22 protein-coding genes and 1 other annotated feature are annotated in these 25174 nt (G+C 48.0%); of the genes, 16 read left to right on the plus strand and 6 right to left on the minus strand.

What is annotated here, in order from left to right:
- Positions 1-87 precede the first annotated feature (87 nt).
- A complete protein-coding gene (gene adhE, locus PT300_09445; GenBank protein MDF7680787.1) occupies positions 88-2769 on the minus strand; it encodes a bifunctional acetaldehyde-CoA/alcohol dehydrogenase in 2682 nt (893 codons plus the stop codon).
- Between the two features lie 494 nt (positions 2770-3263).
- On the opposite strand from adhE, the gene PT300_09450 reads away from it, so the two are divergent.
- Positions 3264-3911 (plus strand): YchE family NAAT transporter, encoded by a 648-nt coding sequence (locus PT300_09450; protein ID MDF7680788.1) that lies wholly within the window; start codon positions 3264-3266, stop codon positions 3909-3911.
- A gap of 181 nt (positions 3912-4092) precedes the next feature.
- Here PT300_09450 and PT300_09455 read toward each other — a convergent pair whose 3' ends face one another.
- Both PT300_09455 and cls read right to left on the minus strand, forming a co-directional pair.
- Positions 4093-4419 (minus strand): HI1450 family dsDNA-mimic protein, encoded by a 327-nt coding sequence (locus tag PT300_09455; protein MDF7680789.1) that lies wholly within the window; start codon positions 4417-4419, stop codon positions 4093-4095.
- 40 nt (positions 4420-4459) lie between these two features.
- Positions 4460-5920 (minus strand): cardiolipin synthase, encoded by a 1461-nt coding sequence (cls, locus tag PT300_09460; GenBank protein MDF7680790.1) that lies wholly within the window; start codon positions 5918-5920, stop codon positions 4460-4462.
- 144 nt (positions 5921-6064) lie between these two features.
- On the opposite strand from cls, the gene PT300_09465 reads away from it, so the two are divergent.
- A complete protein-coding gene (locus tag PT300_09465) occupies positions 6065-6202 on the plus strand; it encodes a YciY family protein (GenBank protein ID MDF7680791.1) in 138 nt (45 codons plus the stop codon).
- Between the two features lie 94 nt (positions 6203-6296).
- On the opposite strand, the gene PT300_09470 is transcribed toward PT300_09465, so the two are convergent.
- The gene (locus PT300_09470) at positions 6297-6593 is read right to left on the minus strand and encodes a YciI family protein (GenBank protein ID MDF7680792.1); all 297 of its coding nucleotides are present in this window, start codon (positions 6591-6593) and stop codon (positions 6297-6299) included.
- Between the two features lie 216 nt (positions 6594-6809).
- On the opposite strand from PT300_09470, the gene PT300_09475 reads away from it, so the two are divergent.
- Entirely contained in the window at positions 6810-7571 is a 762-nt protein-coding gene (locus tag PT300_09475) for an energy transducer TonB (protein MDF7680793.1), read from the plus strand.
- Between the two features lie 81 nt (positions 7572-7652).
- On the opposite strand, the gene pfkB is transcribed toward PT300_09475, so the two are convergent.
- Complete coding sequence (gene pfkB, locus PT300_09480) at positions 7653-8585, minus strand: 6-phosphofructokinase II (protein MDF7680794.1); 933 nt, start codon at positions 8583-8585, stop codon at positions 7653-7655.
- A 506-nt stretch (positions 8586-9091) separates the two neighbouring features.
- Here pfkB and PT300_09485 point away from each other — a divergent pair.
- The 11 genes from PT300_09485 to PT300_09535 all read left to right on the plus strand — a co-directional run bounded on the left by PT300_09485 (position 9092) and on the right by PT300_09535 (position 19836).
- A complete protein-coding gene (locus PT300_09485; GenBank protein ID MDF7680795.1) occupies positions 9092-9853 on the plus strand; it encodes a DUF481 domain-containing protein in 762 nt (253 codons plus the stop codon).
- 456 nt (positions 9854-10309) lie between these two features.
- Complete coding sequence (thrS, locus tag PT300_09490) at positions 10310-12238, plus strand: threonine--tRNA ligase (GenBank protein ID MDF7680796.1); 1929 nt, start codon at positions 10310-10312, stop codon at positions 12236-12238.
- A 3-nt stretch (positions 12239-12241) separates the two neighbouring features.
- Positions 12242-12784, plus strand: a complete 543-nt coding sequence (infC, locus tag PT300_09495) for a translation initiation factor IF-3 (GenBank protein ID MDF7680797.1) — start codon at positions 12242-12244, stop codon at positions 12782-12784.
- 87 nt (positions 12785-12871) lie between these two features.
- Positions 12872-13069: a 50S ribosomal protein L35 gene (gene rpmI / locus PT300_09500; GenBank protein ID MDF7680798.1), complete on the plus strand. Its 198-nt coding sequence runs from the start codon at positions 12872-12874 to the stop codon at positions 13067-13069.
- Between the two features lie 48 nt (positions 13070-13117).
- Positions 13118-13474 (plus strand): 50S ribosomal protein L20, encoded by a 357-nt coding sequence (rplT, locus tag PT300_09505; GenBank protein ID MDF7680799.1) that lies wholly within the window; start codon positions 13118-13120, stop codon positions 13472-13474.
- A gap of 121 nt (positions 13475-13595) precedes the next feature.
- Positions 13596-13721: a sequence feature (Phe leader region), on the plus strand.
- Positions 13722-13795: 74 nt separating this feature from the next.
- The gene (pheS, locus tag PT300_09510; protein ID MDF7680800.1) at positions 13796-14779 is read left to right on the plus strand and encodes a phenylalanine--tRNA ligase subunit alpha; all 984 of its coding nucleotides are present in this window, start codon (positions 13796-13798) and stop codon (positions 14777-14779) included.
- A 15-nt stretch (positions 14780-14794) separates the two neighbouring features.
- The gene (pheT, locus tag PT300_09515) at positions 14795-17182 is read left to right on the plus strand and encodes a phenylalanine--tRNA ligase subunit beta (protein MDF7680801.1); all 2388 of its coding nucleotides are present in this window, start codon (positions 14795-14797) and stop codon (positions 17180-17182) included.
- 4 nt (positions 17183-17186) lie between these two features.
- The gene (ihfA, locus tag PT300_09520) at positions 17187-17486 is read left to right on the plus strand and encodes an integration host factor subunit alpha (GenBank protein ID MDF7680802.1); all 300 of its coding nucleotides are present in this window, start codon (positions 17187-17189) and stop codon (positions 17484-17486) included.
- A gap of 54 nt (positions 17487-17540) precedes the next feature.
- Positions 17541-18524 carry a vitamin B12 ABC transporter permease BtuC gene (btuC, locus tag PT300_09525; GenBank protein ID MDF7680803.1) on the plus strand — a complete coding sequence of 328 codons (984 nt, stop codon included), beginning with the start codon at positions 17541-17543 and terminating at the stop codon, positions 18522-18524.
- Positions 18525-18558: 34 nt separating this feature from the next.
- On the plus strand, positions 18559-19347 hold the full coding sequence (gene btuD, locus PT300_09530; GenBank protein MDF7680804.1) for a vitamin B12 ABC transporter ATP-binding protein BtuD: 789 nt from the start codon (positions 18559-18561) through the stop codon (positions 19345-19347).
- A gap of 21 nt (positions 19348-19368) precedes the next feature.
- A complete protein-coding gene (locus PT300_09535; GenBank protein MDF7680805.1) occupies positions 19369-19836 on the plus strand; it encodes an NlpC/P60 family protein in 468 nt (155 codons plus the stop codon).
- Between the two features lie 39 nt (positions 19837-19875).
- Here PT300_09535 and ydiK read toward each other — a convergent pair whose 3' ends face one another.
- On the minus strand, positions 19876-20982 hold the full coding sequence (ydiK, locus tag PT300_09540) for an AI-2E family transporter YdiK (GenBank protein MDF7680806.1): 1107 nt from the start codon (positions 20980-20982) through the stop codon (positions 19876-19878).
- A gap of 347 nt (positions 20983-21329) precedes the next feature.
- On the opposite strand from ydiK, the gene PT300_09545 reads away from it, so the two are divergent.
- The gene (locus PT300_09545) at positions 21330-24386 is read left to right on the plus strand and encodes an FAD-binding and (Fe-S)-binding domain-containing protein (GenBank protein MDF7680807.1); all 3057 of its coding nucleotides are present in this window, start codon (positions 21330-21332) and stop codon (positions 24384-24386) included.
- Between the two features lie 305 nt (positions 24387-24691).
- Positions 24692-24946, plus strand: a complete 255-nt coding sequence (locus PT300_09550) for a GlsB/YeaQ/YmgE family stress response membrane protein (protein MDF7680808.1) — start codon at positions 24692-24694, stop codon at positions 24944-24946.
- The last annotated feature ends 228 nt before the right edge of the window (positions 24947-25174 follow it).

The raw sequence follows: 25174 nt of genomic DNA on the forward strand, positions 1-25174 counted from the left end.
GGCAATCAACGATGTATTAACTGAAGGTGGCTGAAAAAAAGCCCTGTTCTGAAAAAACAGGGCTTTTATCAGTGCAAGATATGTCGATTAAGCTGATTTTTTCGCTTTTTTATCCGCGTTTTTTGTAACTACAGGCTTCTGGGGTTCTTCCGTGACGGCCGCTTCACTAAACGCTTTACCATAGAAAGTATCCAGCAGGATCTGCTTTAATTCAGAAATTAAAGGATAACGCGGGTTAGCGCCAGTACACTGGTCATCAAATGCGTCTTCGGATAATTTATCAACATGGGCCATGAAGTCCGCTTCCTGAATCCCGGCTTCACGAATCGATTTGGGGATACCCAGTTCAGCCTTAAGACTTTCCAGCCATGCCAGCAGTTTTTCAATTTTCTCTGCGGTACGATCGCCGGGTGCACTCAATCCCAGGTGATCGGCAATTTCGGCATACCGACGGCGAGCCTGTGGCCGATCATACTGGCTGAAGGCGGTCTGTTTCGTCGGATTATCGTTGGCATTGTAACGAATGACGTTACAGATCAGCAAAGCATTGGCCAGACCATGCGGAATATGGAACTGAGATCCCAGTTTATGGGCCATAGAGTGGCAGACACCGAGAAACGCATTAGCAAAGGCGATACCCGCGATAGTTGCCGCACTATGGACACGTTCGCGTGCCAGCGGATTCTTTGCTCCCTCATGGTAGGAGGCGGGCAGATTTTCCTTCAGTAGTTTCAGCGCCTGCAACGCCTGGCCATCGGAAAATTCAGAGGCCAGTACAGAAACGTAAGCTTCCAGCGCATGAGTAACCGCATCCAGCCCTCCGAATGCGCATAAAGATTTAGGCATATCCATGACCAGATTGGCATCGACAATGGCGATATCAGGGGTCAGAGCATAGTCTGCCAGCGGATATTTCTGTCCTGTTGCATCATCGGTGACCACCGCAAATGGCGTCACTTCTGAACCTGTACCGGAAGTGGTGGTGATAGCGACCATTTTCGCTTTGACTCCCATTTTGGGGAATTTATAGATCCGTTTGCGGATGTCCATAAAACGTAAAGCCAGATCCTCAAAATGGGTTTCCGGATGTTCATACATCACCCAGATAATTTTCGCGGCGTCCATCGGAGAACCACCACCCAGCGCGATAATCACGTCCGGTTTGAACGAATTGGCCAGATCGGCCCCTTTACGCACAACAGTTAATGTCGGGTCGGCTTCTACTTCAAAGAAGACTTCGGTTTCCACCCCTGCGGCTTTCAGGACCGAGGTGATTTGATCAGCATAGCCGTTGTTAAACAGAAAACGGTCAGTCACGATAAGCGCACGTTTGTGTCCGTCAGTAATCACTTCATCCAGCGCGATGGGCAAAGAACCCCGGCGGAAATAGATAGATTTCGGAAGCTTATGCCACAACATATTTTCAGCTCGCTTAGCGACAGTTTTCTTGTTGATCAGATGTTTTGGGCCCACATTTTCCGAGATGGAATTCCCTCCCCAGGAACCACAGCCTAAAGTAAGGGAAGGGGCGAGCTTGAAGTTGTACAGATCACCAATACCCCCCTGAGAGGCGGGAGTATTAATCAGTATCCGTGCCGTTTTCATTTTCTGGCCAAAATAGGTGACGCGATCAGGCTGATTGTCCTGATCGGTATACAGACAAGAGGTATGTCCGATACCGCCCATTGCCACCAGTTTTTCTGCTTTATCAACGGCGTCTTCGAAGTTCTTTGCCCGGTACATCGCCAGTGTGGGGGAGAGCTTTTCATGGGCAAAGGGTTCGCTTTCATTGATGTCGGTGACTTCACCGATCAGGATCTTGGTCGTCACCGGGACATCAAAGCCAGCCATTTGGGCAATCTTATATGCCGGCTGACCGACAATGGCAGCATTGAGTGCGCCGTTTTTCAGGATTGTATCCTGCACGGCTTTCAGTTCTTTACCTTGCAGCAAATAACCACCATGACTGGCAAAACGTTCACGCACCGCATCATATATAGCATCAACAACGACAACAGACTGTTCTGATGCACAAATAACACCGTTATCGAACGTTTTAGACATCAGCACAGAAGCGACAGCACGTTTAACATCGGCGGTTTCATCAATCACCACTGGCGTATTACCCGCGCCGACACCGATAGCCGGTTTACCAGAACTGTAAGCCGCTTTGACCATACCCGGGCCACCTGTTGCGAGGATCAGATTAATATCCGGGTGGTGCATAAGGGCATTAGAAAGCTCAACCGACGGGCTATCTATCCAGCCGATCAAATCCTTTGGCGCACCGGCAGCAATGGCGGCTTGTAACACGATCGCCGCCGCTTTATTGGTGGCCTCTTTCGCCCGGGGATGTGGCGAGAAGATGATCGCATTGCGGGTTTTCAGACTAATCAGTGATTTAAATATCGCGGTGGAAGTCGGGTTGGTGGTCGGAACGATACCACAAATAATGCCGATAGGTTCAGCGATAGTGATGGTGCCGAAAGTATCATCTTCAGACAACACGCCACAGGTTTTTTCATCTTTATAGGCATTATAGATATATTCGGAAGCAAAGTGATTTTTAATGACTTTGTCTTCGACAATCCCCATCCCTGATTCTGCCACCGCCATTTTGGCGAGCGGGATCCGCGCATCCGCCGCCGCTAATGCGGCAGCGCGGAAGATCTTATCCACTTGTTCCTGAGTGAAACCGGCATATTCACGCTGAGCTTTTTTTACCCGCTCTACGAGGGCGTTAAGTTCAGCAACATTGGTAACAGCCATAATGCTCTCCTGATAATGTTAAACTTTTTTAGCAAATCAACCGCGTGATTCATCAGCGTAGATAGAGAGCGCATACGGAGAACAGGGTTTCTCCACGCTGTCCGTATCCAGACTGGCTGCGTCAATAACCAGGTGGGTCAGGCGCTTAGTTTTATTGATTTACTAAAAAAGTTTATTTTTAGACACGCTGTCACCGTGCATAAAGTCGGGTACTTTTAGTATGGTTACCCATTTCAACGGATTATTTATTGACCAGGATCAAATTTATACAAAGCTGACACCTTTCAGCAAGCGCATTTTGTGTACAAAAAACGTGATGATTTAATAAATATGTAAAATTGATAAATAAATGTTAATGGCTAATCAAAGGTGTGATGCCCCTATATTATGGCCGTTATGGTATTTATGAATGTATTTTTTACCAGGATATTATATGGTTGCGCTATTAGCTGTATAACATCCGCCGCTAGCGTGAGTCATATCGGGAGTCTGCCGTGACGCAATTTTTGTTTGATTTTTCAATTTATTTTAAGTTTTTTATTGGATTACTTGCTCTGGTGAATCCGATTGGTATCATCCCTGTTTTTATCAGTATGACCCGCGATCAAACGGTTACGGAGTGCAATAAAACCAATCTGACTGCGAATGCTTCTGTCGCAATTATTCTGTTGATATCCCTCTTTCTGGGTAACACTATTTTACAAATATTCGGGATATCTATTGATTCATTTCGTATTGCAGGAGGCATCCTGGTGGTGACTATCGCGATATCGATGGTCAGCGGTAAACTGGGAGAAGATAAACAAAATAAGCAGGAAAAATCAGAAGCAGAGAGTCGTGATAGTATCGGTGTGGTGCCTCTGGCATTGCCGTTAATGGCAGGCCCTGGTGCTATCAGCTCAGTGATTGTCTGGGGTGCGCGTTATCATACCATTTTCCATCTTTTGGGGTTTTCCATCGCGATTATTATTTTCGCTGGATGTTGCTGGGGGATTTTCCGCATCGCTCCCTGGCTGGTTCGTCTGCTGGGACAAACCGGTATTAACGTCGTGACACGTATTATGGGGTTATTACTCATGTCGTTAGGTATTGAGTTTATTGTTACCGGCGTAAAAATATTATTCCCTGGATTGCTGACTTAGTGCCTGGCCCCGCAGGTGCTATGGCTGGGGCGGAAAAACCGCTGCCTGGAGGTTATAGGTAAGAATTTCAGCGTCAGGATGGTAAGGGAAATAGCCTGATGGAACAGGCTGTGAGTATCCGCCTTATCAGACGTCACGTTGATTTGGCGGAGTTGGTTATCCATTAACCGGATAGAAAAAATCATTTTTCACGCCACAGAATATGGCATAGCTTATGTGCTTTATCACGGCAGAGCAGAATACGGGCAAAAATATCGGTAATATCATCATCGTCAGAATCAGCCAGTCCGATGACCACTTCTGCGAAGAAATCCGGGTTGAGATCGTAATCAACATGGTCTTGCCAGTCCGGGGCCGGATCAAATAATTCAGCGCCACCGCGCTCTTCAAACTGAAGATTAAAAAGGATGATATCGGCCGGTTCGAGATTATCCGCTGCCAGTTCGAGAAAAATATCATAAGCCTGCTCAAGCGTTTCATCTTCGGTCAGGCGGTTATTTAAATCCATTGTGCTCATTACCATTGATCAACTGTTTGCCCGCTACGTTTTACAGGAATGGACTAAAGAAGTAAAACAGTCGCTCGACAAGTCGCTGCCAGAAAGGGCGTTTTCCCCATATATGCGCATCCAGCCTGTGTGAGCGTGAAATATAATTACCCTGAATATCCTTCAGGGCGCTACCGAATCCGCTATCGTCGATAACCAGGGTGATTTCAAAATTAAGCCACAGGCTGCGCATATCGAGATTAACAGTACCAATCATGCTCAATTCGTCATCGACCAGCACACTTTTGGTATGAAGCAGTCCGCCTTCAAATTGATAAATTTTGACACCTGCAGCCAGTAGTTCAGTAAAAAAGGAGCGACTGGCCCAGTCGACCAACAGTGAGTCGTTTTTACGGGGAAGAATAATGCTGACATCGACACCACGTTCGGCGGCAGTACAGATGGCATGAAGCAGGTCATCGCTGGGGACGAAATAAGGTGTGGTCATAATCAGACGATGACTGGCGGCATAGACCGCGGTAAGCAGCGCCTGATGAATCAGATCTTCCGGGTAGCCGGGACCAGAGGCAATCGTATGAATAGTATGGCCGTTGGCTTGTGCAAAAGGCATGATACTGCTGTCCGGCAACGGCGGTAAAATATGTTGACCGGTCTCTATTTCCCAGTCACAGGAGTAGATGATGCCCATCGCGGTCGTTACCGGGCCTTCCATGCGCGCCATTAGATCAACCCACTGACCGACACCCGCATTTTGTTTGAAAAAACGAGGATCGACCATATTCATACTGCCGGTATAAGCAATATAGTTATCGATCATAATCATTTTGCGATGCTGACGTAAATCCATGCGACGCAGAAAAACACGCCATAGATTTACCTTTAGCGCTTCAACGACTTCAACGCCAGCATGACGCATTTTTGATACCCACGGGCTGCGGAAAAAGGTCACGCTACCGGCTGAATCCAGCATCAGGCGGCAGTGTATACCGCGCTGCGCAGCGGCGATCAATGCGTTAGCGACGTCATCTGCCATACCGCCAGGTTGCCAGATATAAAACACTATTTCGATGTTGTGGCGGGCTGACTGAATATCCTCAATCAGCGCCTGCATGACATCATCGGAGGCAGTCAGTAACTGAAGTTGATTACCTTTCAATCCCGGGATACCCTGACGATGTTCACAGAGTCTGAATAATGATTTAGCGACCGGGCTGTTGTCACGGGCAAAAATATGTTTGCACGATTTCAGTTCGCTGAGCCATTTCGCGGTGGAGGGCCACATTGCTCTCGCCCGTTCCGCCCGCCGTTTGCCAAGATGTAATTCACCAAAAGAGAGATAAGCGATAATTCCCAGTAACGGAATAATATAAATCACTAATAACCATGCCATAGCAGAGGTGACACTGCGTCGCTTCATTAATATGCGTAATGTCACTGCGGCAATAAGTAGCCAGTAGCCGAGAATGACCATCCCATTTATAAGCATATAAAAGGTCATCATATATGAAGGATCCTGTTGAATATCGCTGTCAGTGAATTTATGCATCCACTTTCATCGGGTAAATAAAAACAGCGTGTCGACTGGGTTGGTCGAAATTTCCGGAGTATAATGGCGCCGTTTTTCACCTGATGAGTCGTAACAGAAATGAAGCATAGCAGAACCGAAGTTAGCCGCTGGCGCATGTTAAGACAGATAAGCCGCCGTCGATCCCGCTGGCTGGAGGCGCAGTCGCGTCGTAACATACGGCTCCTCACCATCAGAAAAATACTGATAAAATGCTAACATGACGCTTTACTGTTTACTGACACAAAGCAGGATAATAAGCACAATAGCCACTCCTGTATTGCCGCTGTTGTTTTACGAAAAGAGATGAGTTTCAAAAAACTTTTTTATAGGGTTTGACGGAAACGCGCTGATAGACTCCCGCCGCAAAATAAGGGTCATCATTCGCCCACGCTTGTGCTGCCGCCAGCGACTCAAACTCTGCGATGATTATTGAGCCACTAAAACCAGCTATACCTGGTTCATTGCTGTCAATTGCAGGCAGGGGACCTGAGGTCAATAAACGCCCTTCATCACGTAATTGTTGTAAACGTGCCACGTGTGCAGGGCGTACTGATAAGCGTTTTTCCAGAGAGTGGGCGCTGTCTTCAGCGTAGATAACATAAAACACGGTAAAGCTCCTTGCCTGAGCCATATACAGTGAAATTATGTTAAGTGAATACGTTGTCGACTGCAATGTAAAGACATGCATTATGGCTTAACACAGCACGTTGTCTCTGATTTTCCTGTTAATAGCACAAATTATCCTGTCGCTAAGCCCGTCTTATTGAATATGATTGCTATTTGCATTTAAAATCAAATCATCACCATTTTTATATAAGCGATTATGTCTACAATGCCTCTTGATCTACCTCGCCGTTTCCCGTGGCCAGCATTGCTATCTGTGGCGATCCATAGCGCTGTTGTGGCAGGGTTGCTTTATACCTCGGTACATCAGGTGATTGAGCGGCCATCTTCCTCTTCTTCTGCGATTGAGATAACGATGGTGGCGCCCGCTGAGCGGGTGTCGCCACAAGCGTCACAACCGGCTGTAGCGCCAGAGCCTGAACCCGAACCGGAAGTCGTACCAGAGCCGCCGAAAGAAGCGCCTGTTGTTATCCACAATCCGGCACCGAAGCCAAAACCTAAGCCGAAACCGAAACCGAAACCCAAAAAGCAGCCGCCGGAGAAGGTTGAGCAACCTAAGCGGGATATTCAGCCGGCAGAATCGCTGATCCCTTCGCCATTTGAAAAGGGCGATGCACAGCCCGCAGGAATGCCGTCCGGTTCCGCATCGAATACTCAGCTGGTCAAGGGGAAATCAGCCGACAGTGAATCTGGTGGTCCGCTGGCGCTGAGTCGTAGTGAACCCGTCTATCCATCCCGGGCGCAAGCATTGCATATAGAGGGGGATGTCAGAGTTCGATTTATGGTGATGGCCGACGGGCGTGTGGATATGGGCAGTGTGCAAATTCTCTCCGCACAGCCTGCCAATATGTTTGAGCGGGAAGTCAAAATCGCGTTGCGTAAATGGCGATATAAACCCGGCAGTCCGGGAAGTATTACGATGACGATTCAGTTTCGTCTGCGCGGTGTGCAGATGGTTTAACGGAGAAGGTTTCTGCGGCAATCTCGCTCCATATCATCATAATAAAGAGGGTTCTCTCTGTGCAACAGAGAGAACGGCACTTTATTGATCGCATAGATAAGCATAGATTTTTTGCGTATTTTCCCGTGAGCACAGGCGTGTTCCCTGATTGATGGTCGCGGCACTGCCTGCGGCAACGCCGAAACGCACCATATCTTCCAGAGAAGCATGTTCTGCCAGTCGTAGTGTCATCGCTCCAACCATGCTGTCTCCCGCGCCAACAGTACTTTGAGACTTCATCGGCGGTGGAACAACCTGAACACAATCGCTGGCATCACAACCCAGCGCGCCTTGTGGACCCAGCGAGACCACCACCCGACGTACTTTTCCGGAGTGAATCAGCGCTTGTGCTGCCTGGCGAACGTCATCGGGTTGACTGAGGTCACGTTGTACCAGCGCGCTCAACTCTTTCTGGTTAGGTTTGATCAGTTCAATGTTACCGATCTCAAGTGTGGCCGCGAGCGCTTCGCCGGAACTGTCAATAATACAGCGGATCTGCTGCTGCTGGGCATTTTTTATCAGCTGGATCAGCTGGTTAATGCTAACACCTGGCGGCAGACTTCCGCTGATCACTAACAGCGAACCGGCGGGGATCGCGAGGATTTTTTCTTCAATCAGTCGAAATTCATCATCGGTTAACGTCGCTCCGGGCATGACAAAACGGTATTGCTCGCCGCTGGAACTGATTTGTACATGCAGATTTTGTCGTGTCCAGTCCTGGGTTTTGATGGTTTCGACAGGGACCTGTTCATGACTCAGGAGTGTCATAAGATAAGCACCGGTAGCGCCCCCCACCGGAAAAATGGCTGTCGCCTGAGCGCCAAGAAACATGATCGCTCGCGCAACATTAATACCACCACCACCCGGCTCAAAAACCGGCGTGCTGCAGCGAAGTTTACCTTCAGGATAGATTTGTGGTGTCGTGGTTGAACTATCAAGTGAAGGGGCGAGTGTTAAGGTATAAATTTTATTCATGCCGAAGCCTCCATGATACAGGATGGACGATTGTTTTAAGCATGGCACTTTTTAGCGAAAGCGATCAGCGGCGATATCACTTAGCGCCTGGCCGATCAGGTTATTTCGCGTGCCATTCTGGCGTTCGGCAGTGGTTGCCATCCTCATCGGCTACCTGTTCGCTGGGGGGCTCCGCGCCGTTCGTGTCTGGACTGACCGCGTCAGCAACGCCTGTCGAGCCAGGTGCTTATTAACAACCGATCACTTTTATGACGACGAAGTAAAATTTATTTGCTGGGTCATTTTATGTAAAAAAATCAATAGTAATATATTGCTATGTCAATCGCGCTTTTTTATAATTTAGCTAATTTCATTAGGGCAGTCATATACAAAAGCAGTCAGGAAATGTAGTGAAGTTGCACTCTGATGACGTTGATCAAACATCGTGCAGGTTGTTTATATCGCTCTCCTTATGAAAGGTCCGCCCCTACAGGGCCTCTCTTCTTGTTGCACGGACTTTAATTTAAATGAATTTTCTAAAGACAGCACCTGGAGTAGTATTGCTGACGGCAGGGCTTGTTGTGTCAGCGTATGTCCTGGCCGATGATTCTGTGTTTACTACTATGGATGACCCTTCGACGGCTAAAAAAGATTTTGAGGGCAGTGTTAATGCTGGTTATCTGGCACAGTCGGGAAATACGAAAAGTTCTTCATTAACTGCGGATACTACGCTGACCTGGTATGGTGATATAACCGCGTGGTCATTGTGGGGTAATGCCAGTAACACATCGTCTGATAACCATCGTTCTTCAGAGAAATACAGCGTGGGTGGCCGTAATCGTTATAATCTGGCCGATAACAATTATCTGTTTGGTCAGGCAAACTGGTTATCTGATCGCTATAACGGTTATCAGCAGCGTGATTACCTGACGGCGGGTTATGGTCGCCAGATTATGAATGGTCCGATTCATAGTCTGCGTCTGGAATTCGGTCCTGGGATACGTTATGACGAATATATTAATAATGAAGGTCATAATACTCAGGCACTGGGTTATGGTTCGGGAACCTGGGTATGGCAGATGACCGATAATACCAAATTCATTCAGGGGGTTTCAGTACTGGCCGCAGAAGATACAACGCTGAATTCAGAAAGCGCACTGCATGTTGCGCTGAATGAGCATTTTTCTCTGCGTGTGGCTTATAACCTGACCTGGAACTCTGAACCGCCGGCTGCTGCGTCCAGCCATACGGATCGCCGTACTACCATGTCACTGGGTTATAAGATGTAATGGATATCAGGTCGTTGAATGCGACCTGATGACTTTTATCGGTCAGATGATAGAGTGAAAGCGGTCACTTCTGGCTAGTCTCACACCTTACAGCGATCCTTGTCTGACCCGGTGTATTATCGTTACCATTCAGAGCCTGGCCCGTCAGGCTATGCTGGGAAATCTTCAGGTATGTCCTGTACACTGCGGTTTCTCCGCGTTGTCCGTGTCCGGACTCAACACCTTATGGGTCAGGCGCTTATTTTATTCTGTCTTTTATCACGCACTAATGATGTGTAAACTAAATGCCGATGTTATCAACGGGTCGTTGCAGGCAGGAATAGGCTGGTATAACAAAGGATTCTTGTATTTCGCAGAGTAAAGCGAAAACTGAAACAGAACGTGTTGATATTTTTTATTGTGCTCTTTTGCATGTGCTCTTTCGTATGGGGCACCACTGCAAATTAAGGATATGAAATGCCCGTAATTACGCTTCCTGATGGCAGTCAGCGCCATTTTGATCACCCCGTTAGCCCACTGGATGTCGCGCAGAGTATCGGCGCAGGGCTGGCAAAAGCCACTATCGCTGGACGAGTCAATGGTCAACTGGTTGATGCCTGTGATCTTATCGACAACGATGCCACACTGACTATTATCACGGCTAAAAATGATGAAGGTCTGGAAATTATTCGTCACTCTTGCGCACACCTGCTAGGTCATGCCATTAAACAACTGTGGCCAGATACCCGAATGGCGATTGGCCCGGTTATTGAGAATGGTTTTTATTACGATATCGATCTCGATCATACGCTGACTCAGGAAGATATCGACACGCTTGAAAAACGGATGCATGAACTTGCTGAGACTAATTATGATGTCATCAAAAAGAAAGTCAGCTGGCAAGAAGCGCGGGATACCTTTGTGCAACGTGGTGAAAGCTATAAAGTCGCTATCCTTGATGAAAATATTGCTCGTGATGATCGACCCGGTTTATATCATCATCAGGAATATATTGACATGTGCCGTGGGCCGCATGTGCCTGATATGCATTTCTGCCATCATTTTAAGCTGATGAAAACGGCGGGTGCCTACTGGCGTGGCGATAGTAATAACAAAATGTTACAACGTATTTATGGTACGGCATGGGCAGATAAAAAGTCGCTTAATAGCTATCTGCAGCGGCTGGAGGAAGCCGCCAAGCGTGATCACCGCAAAATTGGCAAACAGCTTGATCTATATCATATGCAGGAAGAAGCGCCCGGGATGGTGTTCTGGCATAACGATGGCTGGACGGTTTTCCGTGAACTGGAAACCTTTGTGCGTTCTAAACTCAAAGAGTATCAGTATCAGGAAGTTAAAGGTCCATTTATGATGGATCGCGTCTTGTGGGAGAAGACCGGTCATTGGGATAACTACAAAGATGCGATGTTCACCACCGCTTCTGAAAATCGTGAATATTGTATCAAACCGATGAATTGCCCGGGTCATGTACAGATTTTTAACCAGGGGCTGAAATCCTATCGGGATCTGCCTTTGCGGATGGCGGAATTCGGGAGCTGCCATCGTAATGAGCCGTCAGGTGCGTTGCATGGTTTGATGCGTGTTCGTGGTTTTACCCAAGATGATGCCCATATCTTCTGTACGGAAGAGCAGGTGCGTAGTGAAGTTAACGCCTGTATTCGTATGGTCTATGATATGTATAGTACTTTTGGTTTTGAAAAAATTGTTGTCAAACTCTCCACGCGCCCGGAAAAACGGATCGGTAGTGATGAGATTTGGGATCGTGCTGAGGCAGATTTGGCTGCCGCACTGGAGGAAAATAATATTTCCTTTGAGTATCAACCGGGTGAAGGAGCATTTTATGGTCCCAAAATTGAGTTTACCCTATATGATTGCCTCAACCGGGCATGGCAGTGTGGTACGGTTCAACTGGATTTTTCGTTGCCATCTCGTCTGAACGCTTCTTATATTGGTGAAAATAATGAACGTCAGATACCGGTTATGATTCATCGTGCCATTCTGGGATCGATGGAGCGCTTCATTGGTATTCTGACGGAAGAGTTTGCGGGATCTTTCCCGACCTGGCTGGCACCTGTACAAGTGGTGATCATGAATATTACCGACGCTCAGTCTGAATATGTCAATGAATTAACTCAGCAATTCCAAAATGCGGGTATTCGCGTAAAAGCAGACTTGAGAAATGAGAAGATTGGCTTTAAAATTCGCGAGCACACTTTACGTCATGTTCCCTATATGCTGGTTTGTGGCGACAAAGAAGTTGAGGCTGGCAAGGTGGCTGTACGTACCCGTCGTGGTAAAGATCTCGGCAGCCTGGACGTAAATGAAGTGCTCGAAAAGCTGCAACAAGAAATTCGCAGCCGCAGTCTTCAACAACTGGAGGAATAAGGTATTAAAGGCGGAAAAAGAGTTCAAACGGCGCGTCCAAATCGTATTAATGGCGAAATTCGCGCGCAGGAAGTTCGCTTGACAGGTCTGGATGGCGAGCAGCTTGGTATTGTGAGTCTAAGAGATGCTCTGGAAAAAGCTGAAGAAGCGGGAGTAGACTTAGTCGAAATCAGCCCTAACGCCGAGCCGCCAGTTTGCCGAATTATGGATTATGGCAAGTTCCTCTATGAAAAGAGCAAATCTTCTAAGGAACAGAAGAAAAAGCAAAAAGTTATTCAGGTTAAGGAAATTAAATTCCGGCCTGGTACTGATGAAGGCGACTATCAGGTAAAACTCCGCAGCCTGGTTCGTTTTCTGGAAGAGGGTGATAAAGCCAAGATCACACTACGATTCCGTGGTCGTGAGATGGCGCATCAACAGATTGGCATAGAAATGCTTAATCGCATTCGTGACGATTTGAGTGAATTGGCGGTGGTCGAATCCTTTCCGGTGAAGATCGAAGGCCGCCAGATGATCATGGTGCTCGCCCCTAAGAAGAAACAGTAAGGCGCTCAAGCAGCAAAACCTGCCAATTGATCAGGTTTTGCTCGCCTTAGTTTCATTTATTAACAATGCGAAGTGGAAATCATTACAATGCCAAAGATTAAGACAGTACGCGGTGCTGCTAAGCGCTTTAAAAAAACCGGTAAAGGTGGTTTTAAGCATAAGCATGCTAACCTGCGTCACATTCTGACTAAAAAGTCGACTAAACGTAAACGTCATCTGCGTCCAAAAGCTATGGTGTCTAAAGGCGACCTGGGCCTGGTTATTGCGTGTCTGCCATACGCATAAATCGTTCACTTTTTCCTTTTTAATTAGAATAGAGACAGGAGAGCATATATGGCTCGCGTAAAACGTGGTGTGGTTGCCCGTGCACGTCATAAGAAAATTTTGAAACAAGCCAAAGGCTACTACGGTGCGCGTTCTCGTGTTTACCGCGTTGCTTTTCAGGCAGTTATCAAAGCCGGTCAATACGCTTATCGTGACCGTCGTCAGAGAAAACGTCAATTCCGTCAATTATGGATTGCGCGTATCAACGCCGCAGCACGGCAGAATGGTGTCTCTTACAGTAAATTTATCAATGGCCTGAAAAAGGCTTCCATTGAAATTGACCGTAAGATCCTGGCTGATATCGCTGTATTTGACAAAGTTGCATTTACTGCACTGGTCGAAAAAGCGAAAGCTGCGCTGGCATAAGTCAGTGATAAAGTGGGGGATGAGTTCCCCCCTTTATCGTTCTGATATCGTCAATATATTAACCGCGATTGAGATGTGCTGTTAAGACAGAAATAACATTTCGTATCGGACTAAGGTAATGCAAGCATGATTGCTGCTCTTTTCCGCTTCTCTTTTTACTCTGGCACCTGAATACAGGAGGCAAATGCGTGAAAGAAGAAACAGAAAATAGCGCCACAAAGCCTCCCGGAATGGAGGCTTTTTTCGTATCACTGTTTAGAAATTATAAAATAAAGCTATAACTCTAGCCGATGTATCTGCATCGATATAATGAGGATAATCATGTCAAATCTCGCAGATCTGGTTGCCAGTGCCAAAGCAGCCATTAATAAGGCATCAGATGTTGCCATGCTGGATGATGTTCGCGTGGAATATCTGGGTAAAAAGGGACAATTAACCCTACAGATGACAACGTTACGTGAATTGCCAGCCGAAGAACGTCCGGCCGCAGGCGCCGTTATCAATGCCGCGAAAGAACAGGTTCAGCAGGCATTGAATATACGGAAAAACGCTCTCGAAACGGCCGCATTAAATGCACGACTGGCTGCCGAGACGATTGATATCTCTTTGCCTGGACGGCGAATTGAGAACGGTGGCCTCCACCCCGTGAACCGTACTATTGAGCGAATTGAAAATTTCTTCGGTGAACTTGGCTTTAGTGTCGTCACCGGGCCGGAAATTGAAGATGATTATCATAATTTTGACGCATTAAATATTCCACGTCATCACCCGGCACGGGCTGATCATGATACTTTTTGGTTTGATGCTACCCGTCTGCTACGCACTCAGACTTCCGGTGTGCAGATACGGACGATGGAGAATCAAAAGCCGCCCATTCGTATTATTGCGCCAGGAAGGGTTTATCGTAATGACTATGATCAGACCCACACGCCGATGTTCCATCAGATGGAAGGTCTTATTATTGATACCAATATCAATTTTACTAATCTGAAAGGAACGCTACACGACTTCCTGGTTAATTTTTTTGAAGAAGATTTGCAGATCCGTTTTCGTCCCTCTTATTTTCCGTTTACCGAACCATCAGCAGAAGTTGACGTCATGGGTAAAAATGGTAAATGGCTGGAGGTGCTTGGTTGTGGCATGGTTCACCCGAATGTCTTGCGCAATGTTGGTATTGATCCGGAAATCTATTCTGGCTTTGCTTTCGGGATGGGAATGGAGCGTCTGACAATGTTGCGCTATGGCGTGAATGATTTACGTGCGTTCTTCGAAAATGATTTGCGTTTCCTCAAACAGTTTAAATAAGGGTAGGGCAGAATAATGAAATTCAGTGAACTGTGGTTACGCGAATGGGTCAACCCAGCGATCAGTAGTGAGGAACTGGCTAATCAGATAACCATGGCCGGGCTTGAGGTTGACAGTGTTGAGCCCGTTGCCGGTAGTTTCAATGGTGTGGTGGTTGGTGAAGTGGTCGAATGTGGCCCGCATCCAAATGCTGACAAATTGCGCGTCACGAAAGTGAATACCGGTGGCGAGCGTTTATTAAATATTGTCTGCGGCGCGCCGAATTGCCGACAGGGTCTGAAAGTGGCTGTCGCAACCATCGGTGCAATTCTGCCGGGTGATTTTAAAATTAAAGCGGCGAAATTGCGCGGTGAACCCTCTGAAGGCATGTTGTGTTCATACTCTGAGCTGGCTATTTCCGATGATCATAATGGCATTATTGAGTTGCCAGTAGACGCACCGATAGGTACTGATATTCGTGAATACTTACAGTTAGATGATCGGACTATCGAAATTAGCGTGACGCCAAACCGGACTGATTGCTTAAGTATTATGGGTGTTGCCCGTGATGTCGCCGTACTGAATAAAGCAACACTGAATCAACCTGATATCGTTCCCGTTGTTGCAACCGTTAGCGATACGTTGCCAGTGGTGGTTGAAGCCCCCGATGCCTGTCCCCGATATCTTGGCCGGATAGTTAAAGGTATTAACGTTAATGTAGCGACCCCATTGTGGATGAAAGAAAAACTACGGCGTTGTGGTATTCGCTCCATCGATGCCGTTGTTGACGTGACAAACTATGTGCTGCTTGAACTTGGGCAACCAATGCACGCTTTCGACTATGATCGGATTGATGGCGGGATCGTAGTACGGATGGCACAACAGGATGAAACGCTGACGTTACTCGATGGTTCAGAAGCTAAACTGGATAGCGATACACTGGTGATCGCTGATCATCAAAAAGCACTGGCAATGGCGGGAATTTTTGGTGGTGAGTACTCTGGTGTTAATCATCAGACACAGAATGTCTTGCTGGAGTCTGCCTTCTTCAGCCCTCTGGCGATCACCGGACGTGCCCGCCGTCATAGTTTACACACTGACGCGTCCCATCGTTATGAACGCGGCGTTGATCCACATTTGCAGTATCTGGCGATGGAACGTGCCACCCGTTTACTGATTGATATCTGTGGTGGTGTGGCAGGGCCGATTATTGATGTCAGCCATCAGGCGACGCTGCCAACAGCGGCAACGATAACCCTGCGTCGTCATAAACTGGATCGGGTGCTTGGCCATCATATTGATGATGCTCAGGTCAGTGATATTCTGAGTCGGTTGGGTTGTGAGGTAACCGCAGGTCACAGCCAGTGGCAGGTGGTCACACCGGGCTGGCGTTTCGATATCGCGATCGAAGAAGATCTTATCGAGGAAGTTGCCCGTATATATGGTTATAACAATATTCCCGATGTTCCTGTCCAGGCCAATCTGGTAATGGGCAGCCATCGTGAAGCCCGTTTGTCACTGCGGCGGGTGAAAACGATGCTCGTTGACAAAGGCTACCAGGAAGTGATCACCTATAGCTTTGTTGATCCGAAAATACAGCAGCTTCTTCATTGTGGTGAACAAGCGCTTGTTTTGCCAAATCCTATCAGCAGTGAGATGTCAACAATGCGCCTGTCTTTGTTGACCGGATTACTGGGGACTGTCATTTATAATCAGAATCGTCAGCAAAATCGTGTGCGTGTTTTTGAAAGTGGTCTGCGTTTTGTGCCGGATAGTCAGGCACCGTTAGGAATTCGCCAGGATATGATGCTGGGGGGCGTGATTTGCGGTAATCGTTATGAAGAGCACTGGAACCTGGCAAAAGAGACAGTTGACTTCTATGATTTAAAAGGTGATCTGGAGTCGATACTTGATTTAACGGGTAAATTGTCTGATATAGAATTTCGTGCAGAGGCCAACAACGCGCTGCATCCAGGACAATCAGCCGCAATTTATCTGCAAAATGAGCGTATTGGCTTTATTGGCGTTATTCACCCGGAACTGGAGCGTCAACTCAGTCTGAACGGACGCACGTTAGCGTTCGAACTGGAATGGGATAAGCTTGCAGACCGCATAGTACCCGAAGCGCGCGAGATTTCTCGTTTTCCTGCTAACCGTCGTGATATAGCGGTTGTTGTCGCAGAAAATGTGCCTGCTACGGATATTTTAAATGAATGTAAGAAAATTGGCGTAGATCATATAGTTGACGTAAACTTATTCGATGTGTACCGCGGCAATGGGATTGCCCACGGCACGAAGAGCCTTGCGATCAGTCTCATTCTGCAGGATGTCAACCGTACACTCGAGGAAGAGGAGATTGCCGCTACTGTTGCTAAATGTGTGGCGGCATTAAAAGAACGATTCCAGGCATCATTGAGGGATTAAGCCTATGGCGCTTACAAAAGCTGAAATGTCAGAATATCTGTTTGATAAGCTTGGACTTAGCAAGCGGGATGTCAAAGAACTGGTGGAGTTGTTTTTCGAAGAGATCCGTCTGGCCCTGGAAAATGGAGAACAGGTAAAACTTTCTGGGTTTGGTAACTTCGATTTGCGTGATAAAAATCAACGCCCGGGTCGTAACCCGAAAACAGGGGAAGATATCCCTATTACTGCCAGGCGTGTGGTGACCTTCAGGCCCGGTCAGAAGCTAAAAAGCCGTGTCGAAAATGCTACTCCCAGAGAGAAATGATCTGAACTAAATAAAAAAGGCCGTGTATTCGGCCTTTTTCTTATCGTAGAAATCATGTTAATTTTTGCTAAAACTCAACAACGCTATAGCCGACGCTGGCTGGTAGCATTATTGCTATTACTATTAATGATGACCACCGTTAGCCTCTGTGCGGGAGAACAATGGATTGCGCCACAACAGTGGGGGGGAATGAAAGGACAACTCTTTATCTGGCAAATTCGTCTGCCACGCACGATTGCTGTATTACTGGTCGGGGCAGCACTCGCGCTTTCAGGAGCGATTATGCAGGCACTGTTTGAAAATCCACTGGCAGAACCGGGACTGTTGGGGGTATCTAACGGTGCGGGGGTCGGTGTCATTGCCGCTGTATTATTGGGTAACGGTCACTTGCCCGATTGGGCAATGGGATTGAGTGCGATTGCAGGTGCCTTGATCATCACCTTTATTTTACTCCGTTTTGCTCGCCAGCATCTGTCAACCAGTCGTTTGTTACTGGCCGGGGTAGCGCTGGGAATTATCTGTAGTGCGCTGATGACCTGGGCTATCTACTTCTCAACATCATTTGATTTGCGTCAGCTTATGTACTGGATGATGGGGGGATTTGGCGGTGTTGACTGGCAACAATTATGGCTGATGCTCGCGTTAATCCCGGTACTTATTTGGGGATCGCTGCAATCACAGCCACTGAATCTTCTGGTGCTGGGCGAAGTATCTGCCCGACAGTTAGGCTTACCTTTGTGGCTATGGCAAAGAGTGCTGGTGATAGCAACCGGCTGGTTGATTGGGGTCAGCGTGGCGCTGGCGGGAGCCATTGGTTTTATCGGCCTGGTGGTACCACACATCTTGCGCTTATGTGGCTTAAGTGATCATCGGGTTCTTCTTCCCGCCTGTATGTTAACCGGAGCCAGTGGATTATTAATGGCAGATATTATTGCGCGTCTGACACTATCAGCGGCAGAGTTACCCATCGGGGTCGTCACCGCCACACTGGGAGCACCGGTTTTTATCTGGTTATTATTAAAATCAGCGCATGCATAATACGGTGATTGATGATGAAGGGAACGCCAGTAATATGTCATTGTTAATGCAGTTAAATGATGTTGCAGAAAAAGATCGGCTGGCACCATTTTGTGCGCAGCTACAAACGGGCAAGATGATCCATCTGGTCGGCCCCAATGGGGCAGGAAAGAGCACATTGCTGATGCGAATGGCGGGACTGACTCGCGGTGCCGGGCGTATTCTGTTTAATGATCGCTTGCTGGAACAATGGCCAGTGCCGGATTTGGCACGACATCGCGCCTATCTTTGCCAGCAACAAGTTCCCCCTTTCGCCATGCCGGTCTGGCATTATCTCTCCTTACACTGGCAAAATGGCTCAGAGGAGCTGCTTCTCAACATCACAAAAAAACTGGGGCTCAGTCATAAGCTCCATCATCAGGTTAACCGTATCTCTGGTGGTGAATGGCAGCGGGTGCGGCTGGCGGCCGTCATTTTACAGATACATCCTCAGGCTAACCCGGCAGGACAACTTCTGTTACTGGATGAGCCAATGAATAGCCTTGATGTCGCGCAACAGGCAGCGCTTGACCCGCTATTGAGTGAATTGTGTGCTGCCGGGATCACGGTGGTGATGAGTAGCCACGATCTTAATCATACGTTACAACATGCCGATGAATGCTGGCTGATCTGTCGTGGAAAAACCGTCGCTTGTGGTCAGACATCTGTGGTGATGACCCGCGAAAATTTAACCCTGGCCTATGGGATCCCTTTTCAGCGTATTGAGGTTGCCGGGCATCTTATGCTGGTGGCATTACAACAGGACAAAGCGCCATTAAGGACAGCGACCACTTCCAGTGAGTGATAAATAACAGGAGTTTCTGAAATGCGGTTGGGGTTTGTATTGCTGGTAGCGCTTTTCCTTTCAGCTTGTGGCCATCACCGGGATCGCTCACCTGATCCCCGGCTGGCTGATCCCATTATCGTGATAACTAACCTGAATGAACAACTTCGGGTCTGGCGGGGAGTGCCCTATCGTTATGGCGGTATGTCATTACGCGGTGTGGACTGTTCCGGGTTCGTGGTCGTCACTTTTCATGATAAATTTTCCCTGCCATTACCACGCGACGCACGCCGACTGGCGGAAGTGGGCATCAGAGTTGAGAAAAGTGAGTTATTGCCGGGTGATCTGGTATTTTTCAAAACCGGCTCTGGTGAAAGTGGCTTGCATGTCGGGATTTATTATACTGAAGGCCAGTTTATCCATGCATCAACCCGTCAGGGTGTCACCCGCTCATCACTGGATAATGCCTACTGGCATAAAAAATTCTGGCAGGCTCGAAGAATAAAGTAAGCCTGCCTGGGTGTGTGCGTTTATTTTTGGCTATCGGTGTTACTGATCATCAGAACTGTTCAGTTCCGCCAGCAGTTCACGGGTATCCAGCGGGGGCGGTGGCACTTCACGCACCCATGCGTCGAATAAACGCCAGGAGACAGCAAGCAGTACCGGGCCAATAAACAGGCCGATCATGCCAAAAGCAATCAGCCCACCGATAACACCGGAGAGGATAAGGATTATTGGCAGATCAGCGCCCATGCGGATCAGAACCGGGCGGATAACGCTATCCATCATGGCCACCACACCACTCCATACCAGCAGTACCGTACCCCAGGTCGTATCGCCACTCCAGTAGAGCCAGAAAATCGAGGGCACTAATACCAGTAAAGGCCCCAGTTGCAGCAGACAGGTGAAAATCATCAACGCCGTCAGCAAAGTGGCATAAGGGACACCACTTATCGCCAGACCGATACCTCCTAATACCGCCTGTGCGAAGGCAGTGATCACCACACCGAGTGCGACCGCTCTGATTGCCTGACCCGCAAGGATCACCGCAGCATCACCGCGTTTTGCCGCCAGACGTGTCGCGAAATAACGAATGCCATAGGCCACTTTTTCGCCTTGCCAGTACAGAAGAGCACTAAATATTAACATCAGGCCGCAGGACACCAGCAATTTACCAATATGGGCGGCCTGATTGATGAACCAGGTGGTGGTGGTGCCGAGATAGGGACGCACTTTAGTGATAATGGTCGCTCCGCCTAAATCCAGCAAATTATGCCAGGCGCTATAGAGATTATCGCCAAACAGCGGGATACTCTTCAACCAGGCGAGATCCGGTGGGATAAAGTGACCGCTGGTGATCGATTTTATCAGCGGTATGCCATTGTCCACGGCACTATTGACCAGTAATGCAATGGGAATGATAAATAATAAAAACAACAACAGCGTCATCATGATAACCGCGAGGGATCGTTTACCAAACAGAAGACGTTGCAGGCGAAGCAGAACGGGCCAGGTGACGATAACCACAGCACCAGCCCAGGCAAATGACAGAATAAAGGGCTGAATAATCCATAGGCAAGAGATAATCATCAAGGATAAAAGCAGAAGTGACAGTAATATCTGCGGTATATTCCAGAACTGGCGCGTATAAGTCATAGCGAAAATTTACCTTTCCTTCGTGGTAAAATGACAATGTAGTGTAACGATCCTGAGCCAATAATAATATCAGTAATTTATTGCCCCTGCTTTAGCGCCTGGCCCTCCAGGCGCTAAAGCAGGGGTAGAGATAAAAGAAATATGGTATACCCTGTACACAGCCCTGTTTGCACAACGAAGATGGGCAAAAAATAATGAGATAACTGACAGCGATATAAAAATCCCATACTTCTTGCCCGGCGATTAATAAATTGATTTTATATATGATTTTACAATGCAGTAAATGATATATCGATAACAGCTTATTTATCAATATTATACAACATAATCAGGCAGGGTCAGGCATGATGATCCCAAAAATAGCTCAGGCACCAGGCGTTACACCGCAGGTATTAAGTTTTTTACAGGCACTGAAACAACAAGGGTTTACCGGGGATACGTCGATCAGTTATGCCGACAGGCTCACGATGGCAACCGATAACAGTATTTATCAATTATTGCCGGAGGCCATTTTATTTCCCCGGTCGACCGACGATATTGTGCTGCTGACCCGTATTGCCGCACAAGAGCGCTTTCGCTCGCTGATCTTTACTCCGCGTGGTGGTGGAACAGGCACCAATGGGCAGTCGCTCAATGGGGGGATCATTGTTGATATGTCCCGCTATATGAATCGAATACTGGAAATCAATCCGCAAGAGGGATGGGTACGGGTGGAAGCGGGGGTGATTAAAGATCAGCTCAATCAATATCTGAAACCTTATGGCTACTTTTTTGCTCCTGAATTGTCAACCAGTAACCGTGCGACGCTGGGAGGAATGATCAATACCGATGCCTGTGGGCAAGGGTCACTGGTGTATGGCAAAACATCGGATCATGTTCTGGGAGTGCGTGCCGTCTTACTGAGCGGCGATATTCTTGATACTCATGCCATGCCAGTGGCACTGGCCGAAAAACAGGGTCAGCAACCATCGGTTATCGGGCAAATCTATCGCACGGTATATCAGCGCTGTAAGACGCAACGTCAGCTGATTACCGATAAATTCCCCAGACTTAATCGCTTTCTGAGCGGTTATGATTTGCGCCATGTCTTTAATGATGATATGAGCCAGTTCGATCTGACGCGCATTTTAACCGGCTCAGAAGGGACGCTGGCCTTTATTACCGGGGCTCGTCTCGATATCACCCGCTTACCAAAGGTGCGTCAGCTGGTTAATATCAAATACAATTCATTTGATTCCGCGTTACGTAATGCGCCGTTTCTGGTCGAGGCTAGAGCGTTGTCAGTGGAAACTGTCGATTCAAAAGTGCTTAATCTGGCGCGTGAGGATATTGTCTGGCATTCGGTCAGTGAATTGATTACCGATGTCCCGGATAAAACCATGCTGGGATTGAACATTGTCGAATTTGCGGGTGATGATAGTGCGCTGATTGAGTCCCAGGTAGCGGAGTTATGTCAGCGTCTGGATGCGCTGATTACAGCGAATGAAGCGGAGGTGATTGGCTGGCAGATCTGTCGTGACCCTGAGGGCATTGAGCGGATCTATGCGATGCGTAAAAAGGCCGTCGGGCTTTTGGGGAACGCCAAAGGTCTGGCAAAACCGATCCCTTTTGTCGAGGATACTTGTGTTCCACCGGAACATCTGGCTGATTATATTGCAGAATTTCGCGCCTTGCTCGATCAGCACGGCCTGAGTTATGGCATGTTTGGTCACGTTGATGCAGGGGTCTTGCATGTCCGCCCGGCGCTGGATATGTGTGATCCTCAACAAGAGGCGTTGATGCAGCAGATCTCTGATCAGGTGGTCGCGCTGACGATGCGTTATGGCGGCGTATTATGGGGCGAACATGGTAAGGGCTATCGCGCACAGTATAGTCCGGCCTTTTTTGGCGAGGTGCTTTATCAGGAGTTGCGTAAAATCAAAGCGGCATTTGATCCGCACAACCGTCTTAATCCGGGTAAGATTTGCCCGCCAGAAGGGGTTGATGCTCCGCTGATGAAAGTGGATGCCGTGAAACGGGGTACCTGGGATCGCCAGATCCCGATTGCCATACGAAGCGCCTGGCGTGGTGCGATGACCTGCAATGGTAATGGCCTGTGTTTTAATTTTGATCGACAAAGCCCGATGTGCCCATCAATGAAAGTGAGTGGACACCGGATCCACTCACCGAAAGGGCGTGCAGCGCTGGTACGTGAATGGTTACGTTTACTGGCTGATAGTGGCGTCGATCTGAATCATCTCGAGCAAGAGCTCGTCGCAAGTCCGCGTCCTCTACAGACACTGATAGCGCGCATGCGTCATAGCTGGCATGCCTGGCGGGGAGAGTATGATTTTTCCCATGAGGTCAAAGAGGCTATGTCTGGCTGTCTGGCTTGTAAAGCCTGTTCGACACAGTGCCCGGTTAAAATTGATGTGCCAGAGTTCCGTTCACGCTTTCTACAGCTTTATCACAGCCGCTATTGGCGACCACTGCGTGACTATGTCGTGGCATCGGTGGAGTCATATGCGCCATTGATGGCTTATGCCCCGAAAATCAGCAATTTTTTTATTCACCAGTCGTGGATACGTAAGCTGTCAGAAAAGTCTATTGGTATGGTCGATCTGCCGCTCCTCTCCTCGCCTTCATTAAAGCAACAACTGGCAGACCATCCGTCAGCACATATCTCTGTTGAGCAGCTAAAAACACTGAATGCGGCACAGAAAGCGAAAATAGTGCTGGTGGTACAGGATCCATTTACCAGTTATTACGATGCCCAGGTGGTCGCTGATTTTATTTCGCTGATTACCCGGATAGGCTATCAGCCGGTGCTGCTGCCTTTCTCGCCTAATGGTAAGGCGCAGCATATCAAAGGTTTCTTATCACGCTTTGCGCGAACAGCACAAAAAACAGCCGAATTTCTCAACCGTGTGGCACAGCTGGGAATACCGATGGTGGGTGTCGATCCGGCGCTGGTGCTGTGTTATCGTGATGAATATCATCAAATCCTGGGTGATAAACGCGGCAATTTCGAGGTTATGCTGGTACATGAATGGTTATCCCGGATATTGCCAGAGATTCCTGCGCAGAATAACCCTGGTGAGACGTGGTATCTGCTGGGGCATTGTACTGAAGCCACGGCACTGCCCGTTGCATCAAGCCAGTGGGCCGGGATATTTGCCCACTTTGGTGCCAGACTGGAAAATGTCAGGGTAGGGTGCTGTGGCATGGCAGGAACTTACGGTCATGAAGTCAAAAATCATCGCCATTCGCTGAATATTTATTCTCTCTCCTGGCAACAGGCACTCCAGCGTTTACCGCGACATCGGTGTCTGACCACCGGATACTCCTGCCGCAGTCAGGTTAAACGGATTGATCATTGCATTGTTCGTCATCCGTTACAGGCGTTGCTGGAAATAGTGACATAACTGCCTGACCCATCAGGCTAATTGTAGCGCAGGACAGTGCGCGAGATCCTCCTCTGTACGCTGAGGTTTCTGCGCGCTGTCCGGGTTGGCTGCGCCAATCACGCCGGGTGGGAGAAGCGCTGAATCATCGCTGTCATCCCTTTATCGATCACATCGCCATATCGACCGATCATGCCAATCTACACCCCACATGACGGCAGTCATGAATAATAGCAACTATACTCAGATTGCAGGACAGAAAATATTTTACTGGCGCAATATATCTTATGGATATTATTGCGAATAATGAAAAGGTGGATTGAACGATGGGTATTATTTCCTGGATTATTTTTGGTTTTATTGCTGGCATTCTGGCGAAGTGGATCTCGCCTGGTGAAGGTGAAGATATGAGTGGCTGCATTGTGACGATCCTTCTGGGTATTGTCGGGGCCGTTGTTGGTGGCTGGATTAGTACGTTCTTTGGTTTTGGTAAAGTCAATGGTTTTAATTTTGGTAGCCTGATCGTTGCCGTTATCGGTGCATTAGTTGTCCTGTTTATCTACAGAAAAATTAAGTATTAAACGTTACACGTGTTATTTTTCAGCTTGTTATTTTATTGGTTGTGTTTTTAAACTCCGGCAGCATTGTGGTCTGTGTTGCCGGAGATACTTCATGTATCCTCGCAACGCCATCACTCTTCTCCCGCGATTAAAATGCTCTGAGGTTGTCCGTGTTCAGGCTGGCTGCACCCGGGCGCAGAAAAAAGGAGGTGTACTACACTTGTTGACCTGACCGCAGAGTCGGGCATC

It is taken from the genome of Enterobacteriaceae bacterium ESL0689, assembly GCA_029433525.1.
Taxonomy (GTDB): Bacteria; Pseudomonadota; Gammaproteobacteria; order Enterobacterales; family Enterobacteriaceae; genus JAQTIF01.

Bases quoted from the DNA above. Each gene is read 5' to 3' on its own strand.
- adhE (MDF7680787.1), bottom strand. From the start codon at position 2,769: ATGGCTGTTACCAATGTTGCTGAACTTAACGCCCTCGTAGAGCGGGTA.
- PT300_09455 (MDF7680789.1), bottom strand. From the start codon at position 4,419: ATGGATTTAAATAACCGCCTGACCGAAGATGAAACGCTTGAGCAGGCT.
- cls (MDF7680790.1), bottom strand. From the start codon at position 5,920: ATGATGACCTTTTATATGCTTATAAATGGGATGGTCATTCTCGGCTAC.
- PT300_09465 (MDF7680791.1), top strand. From the start codon at position 6,065: ATGAAGCATAGCAGAACCGAAGTTAGCCGCTGGCGCATGTTAAGACAG.
- PT300_09475 (MDF7680793.1), top strand. From the start codon at position 6,810: ATGTCTACAATGCCTCTTGATCTACCTCGCCGTTTCCCGTGGCCAGCA.
- pfkB (MDF7680794.1), bottom strand. From the start codon at position 8,585: ATGAATAAAATTTATACCTTAACACTCGCCCCTTCACTTGATAGTTCA.
- PT300_09485 (MDF7680795.1), top strand. From the start codon at position 9,092: ATGAATTTTCTAAAGACAGCACCTGGAGTAGTATTGCTGACGGCAGGG.
- thrS (MDF7680796.1), top strand. From the start codon at position 10,310: ATGCCCGTAATTACGCTTCCTGATGGCAGTCAGCGCCATTTTGATCAC.
- rpmI (MDF7680798.1), top strand. From the start codon at position 12,872: ATGCCAAAGATTAAGACAGTACGCGGTGCTGCTAAGCGCTTTAAAAAA.
- rplT (MDF7680799.1), top strand. From the start codon at position 13,118: ATGGCTCGCGTAAAACGTGGTGTGGTTGCCCGTGCACGTCATAAGAAA.
- pheS (MDF7680800.1), top strand. From the start codon at position 13,796: ATGTCAAATCTCGCAGATCTGGTTGCCAGTGCCAAAGCAGCCATTAAT.
- pheT (MDF7680801.1), top strand. From the start codon at position 14,795: ATGAAATTCAGTGAACTGTGGTTACGCGAATGGGTCAACCCAGCGATC.
- ihfA (MDF7680802.1), top strand. From the start codon at position 17,187: ATGGCGCTTACAAAAGCTGAAATGTCAGAATATCTGTTTGATAAGCTT.
- btuC (MDF7680803.1), top strand. From the start codon at position 17,541: ATGTTAATTTTTGCTAAAACTCAACAACGCTATAGCCGACGCTGGCTG.
- btuD (MDF7680804.1), top strand. From the start codon at position 18,559: ATGTCATTGTTAATGCAGTTAAATGATGTTGCAGAAAAAGATCGGCTG.
- PT300_09535 (MDF7680805.1), top strand. From the start codon at position 19,369: ATGCGGTTGGGGTTTGTATTGCTGGTAGCGCTTTTCCTTTCAGCTTGT.
- ydiK (MDF7680806.1), bottom strand. From the start codon at position 20,982: ATGACTTATACGCGCCAGTTCTGGAATATACCGCAGATATTACTGTCA.
- PT300_09545 (MDF7680807.1), top strand. From the start codon at position 21,330: ATGATCCCAAAAATAGCTCAGGCACCAGGCGTTACACCGCAGGTATTA.
- PT300_09550 (MDF7680808.1), top strand. From the start codon at position 24,692: ATGGGTATTATTTCCTGGATTATTTTTGGTTTTATTGCTGGCATTCTG.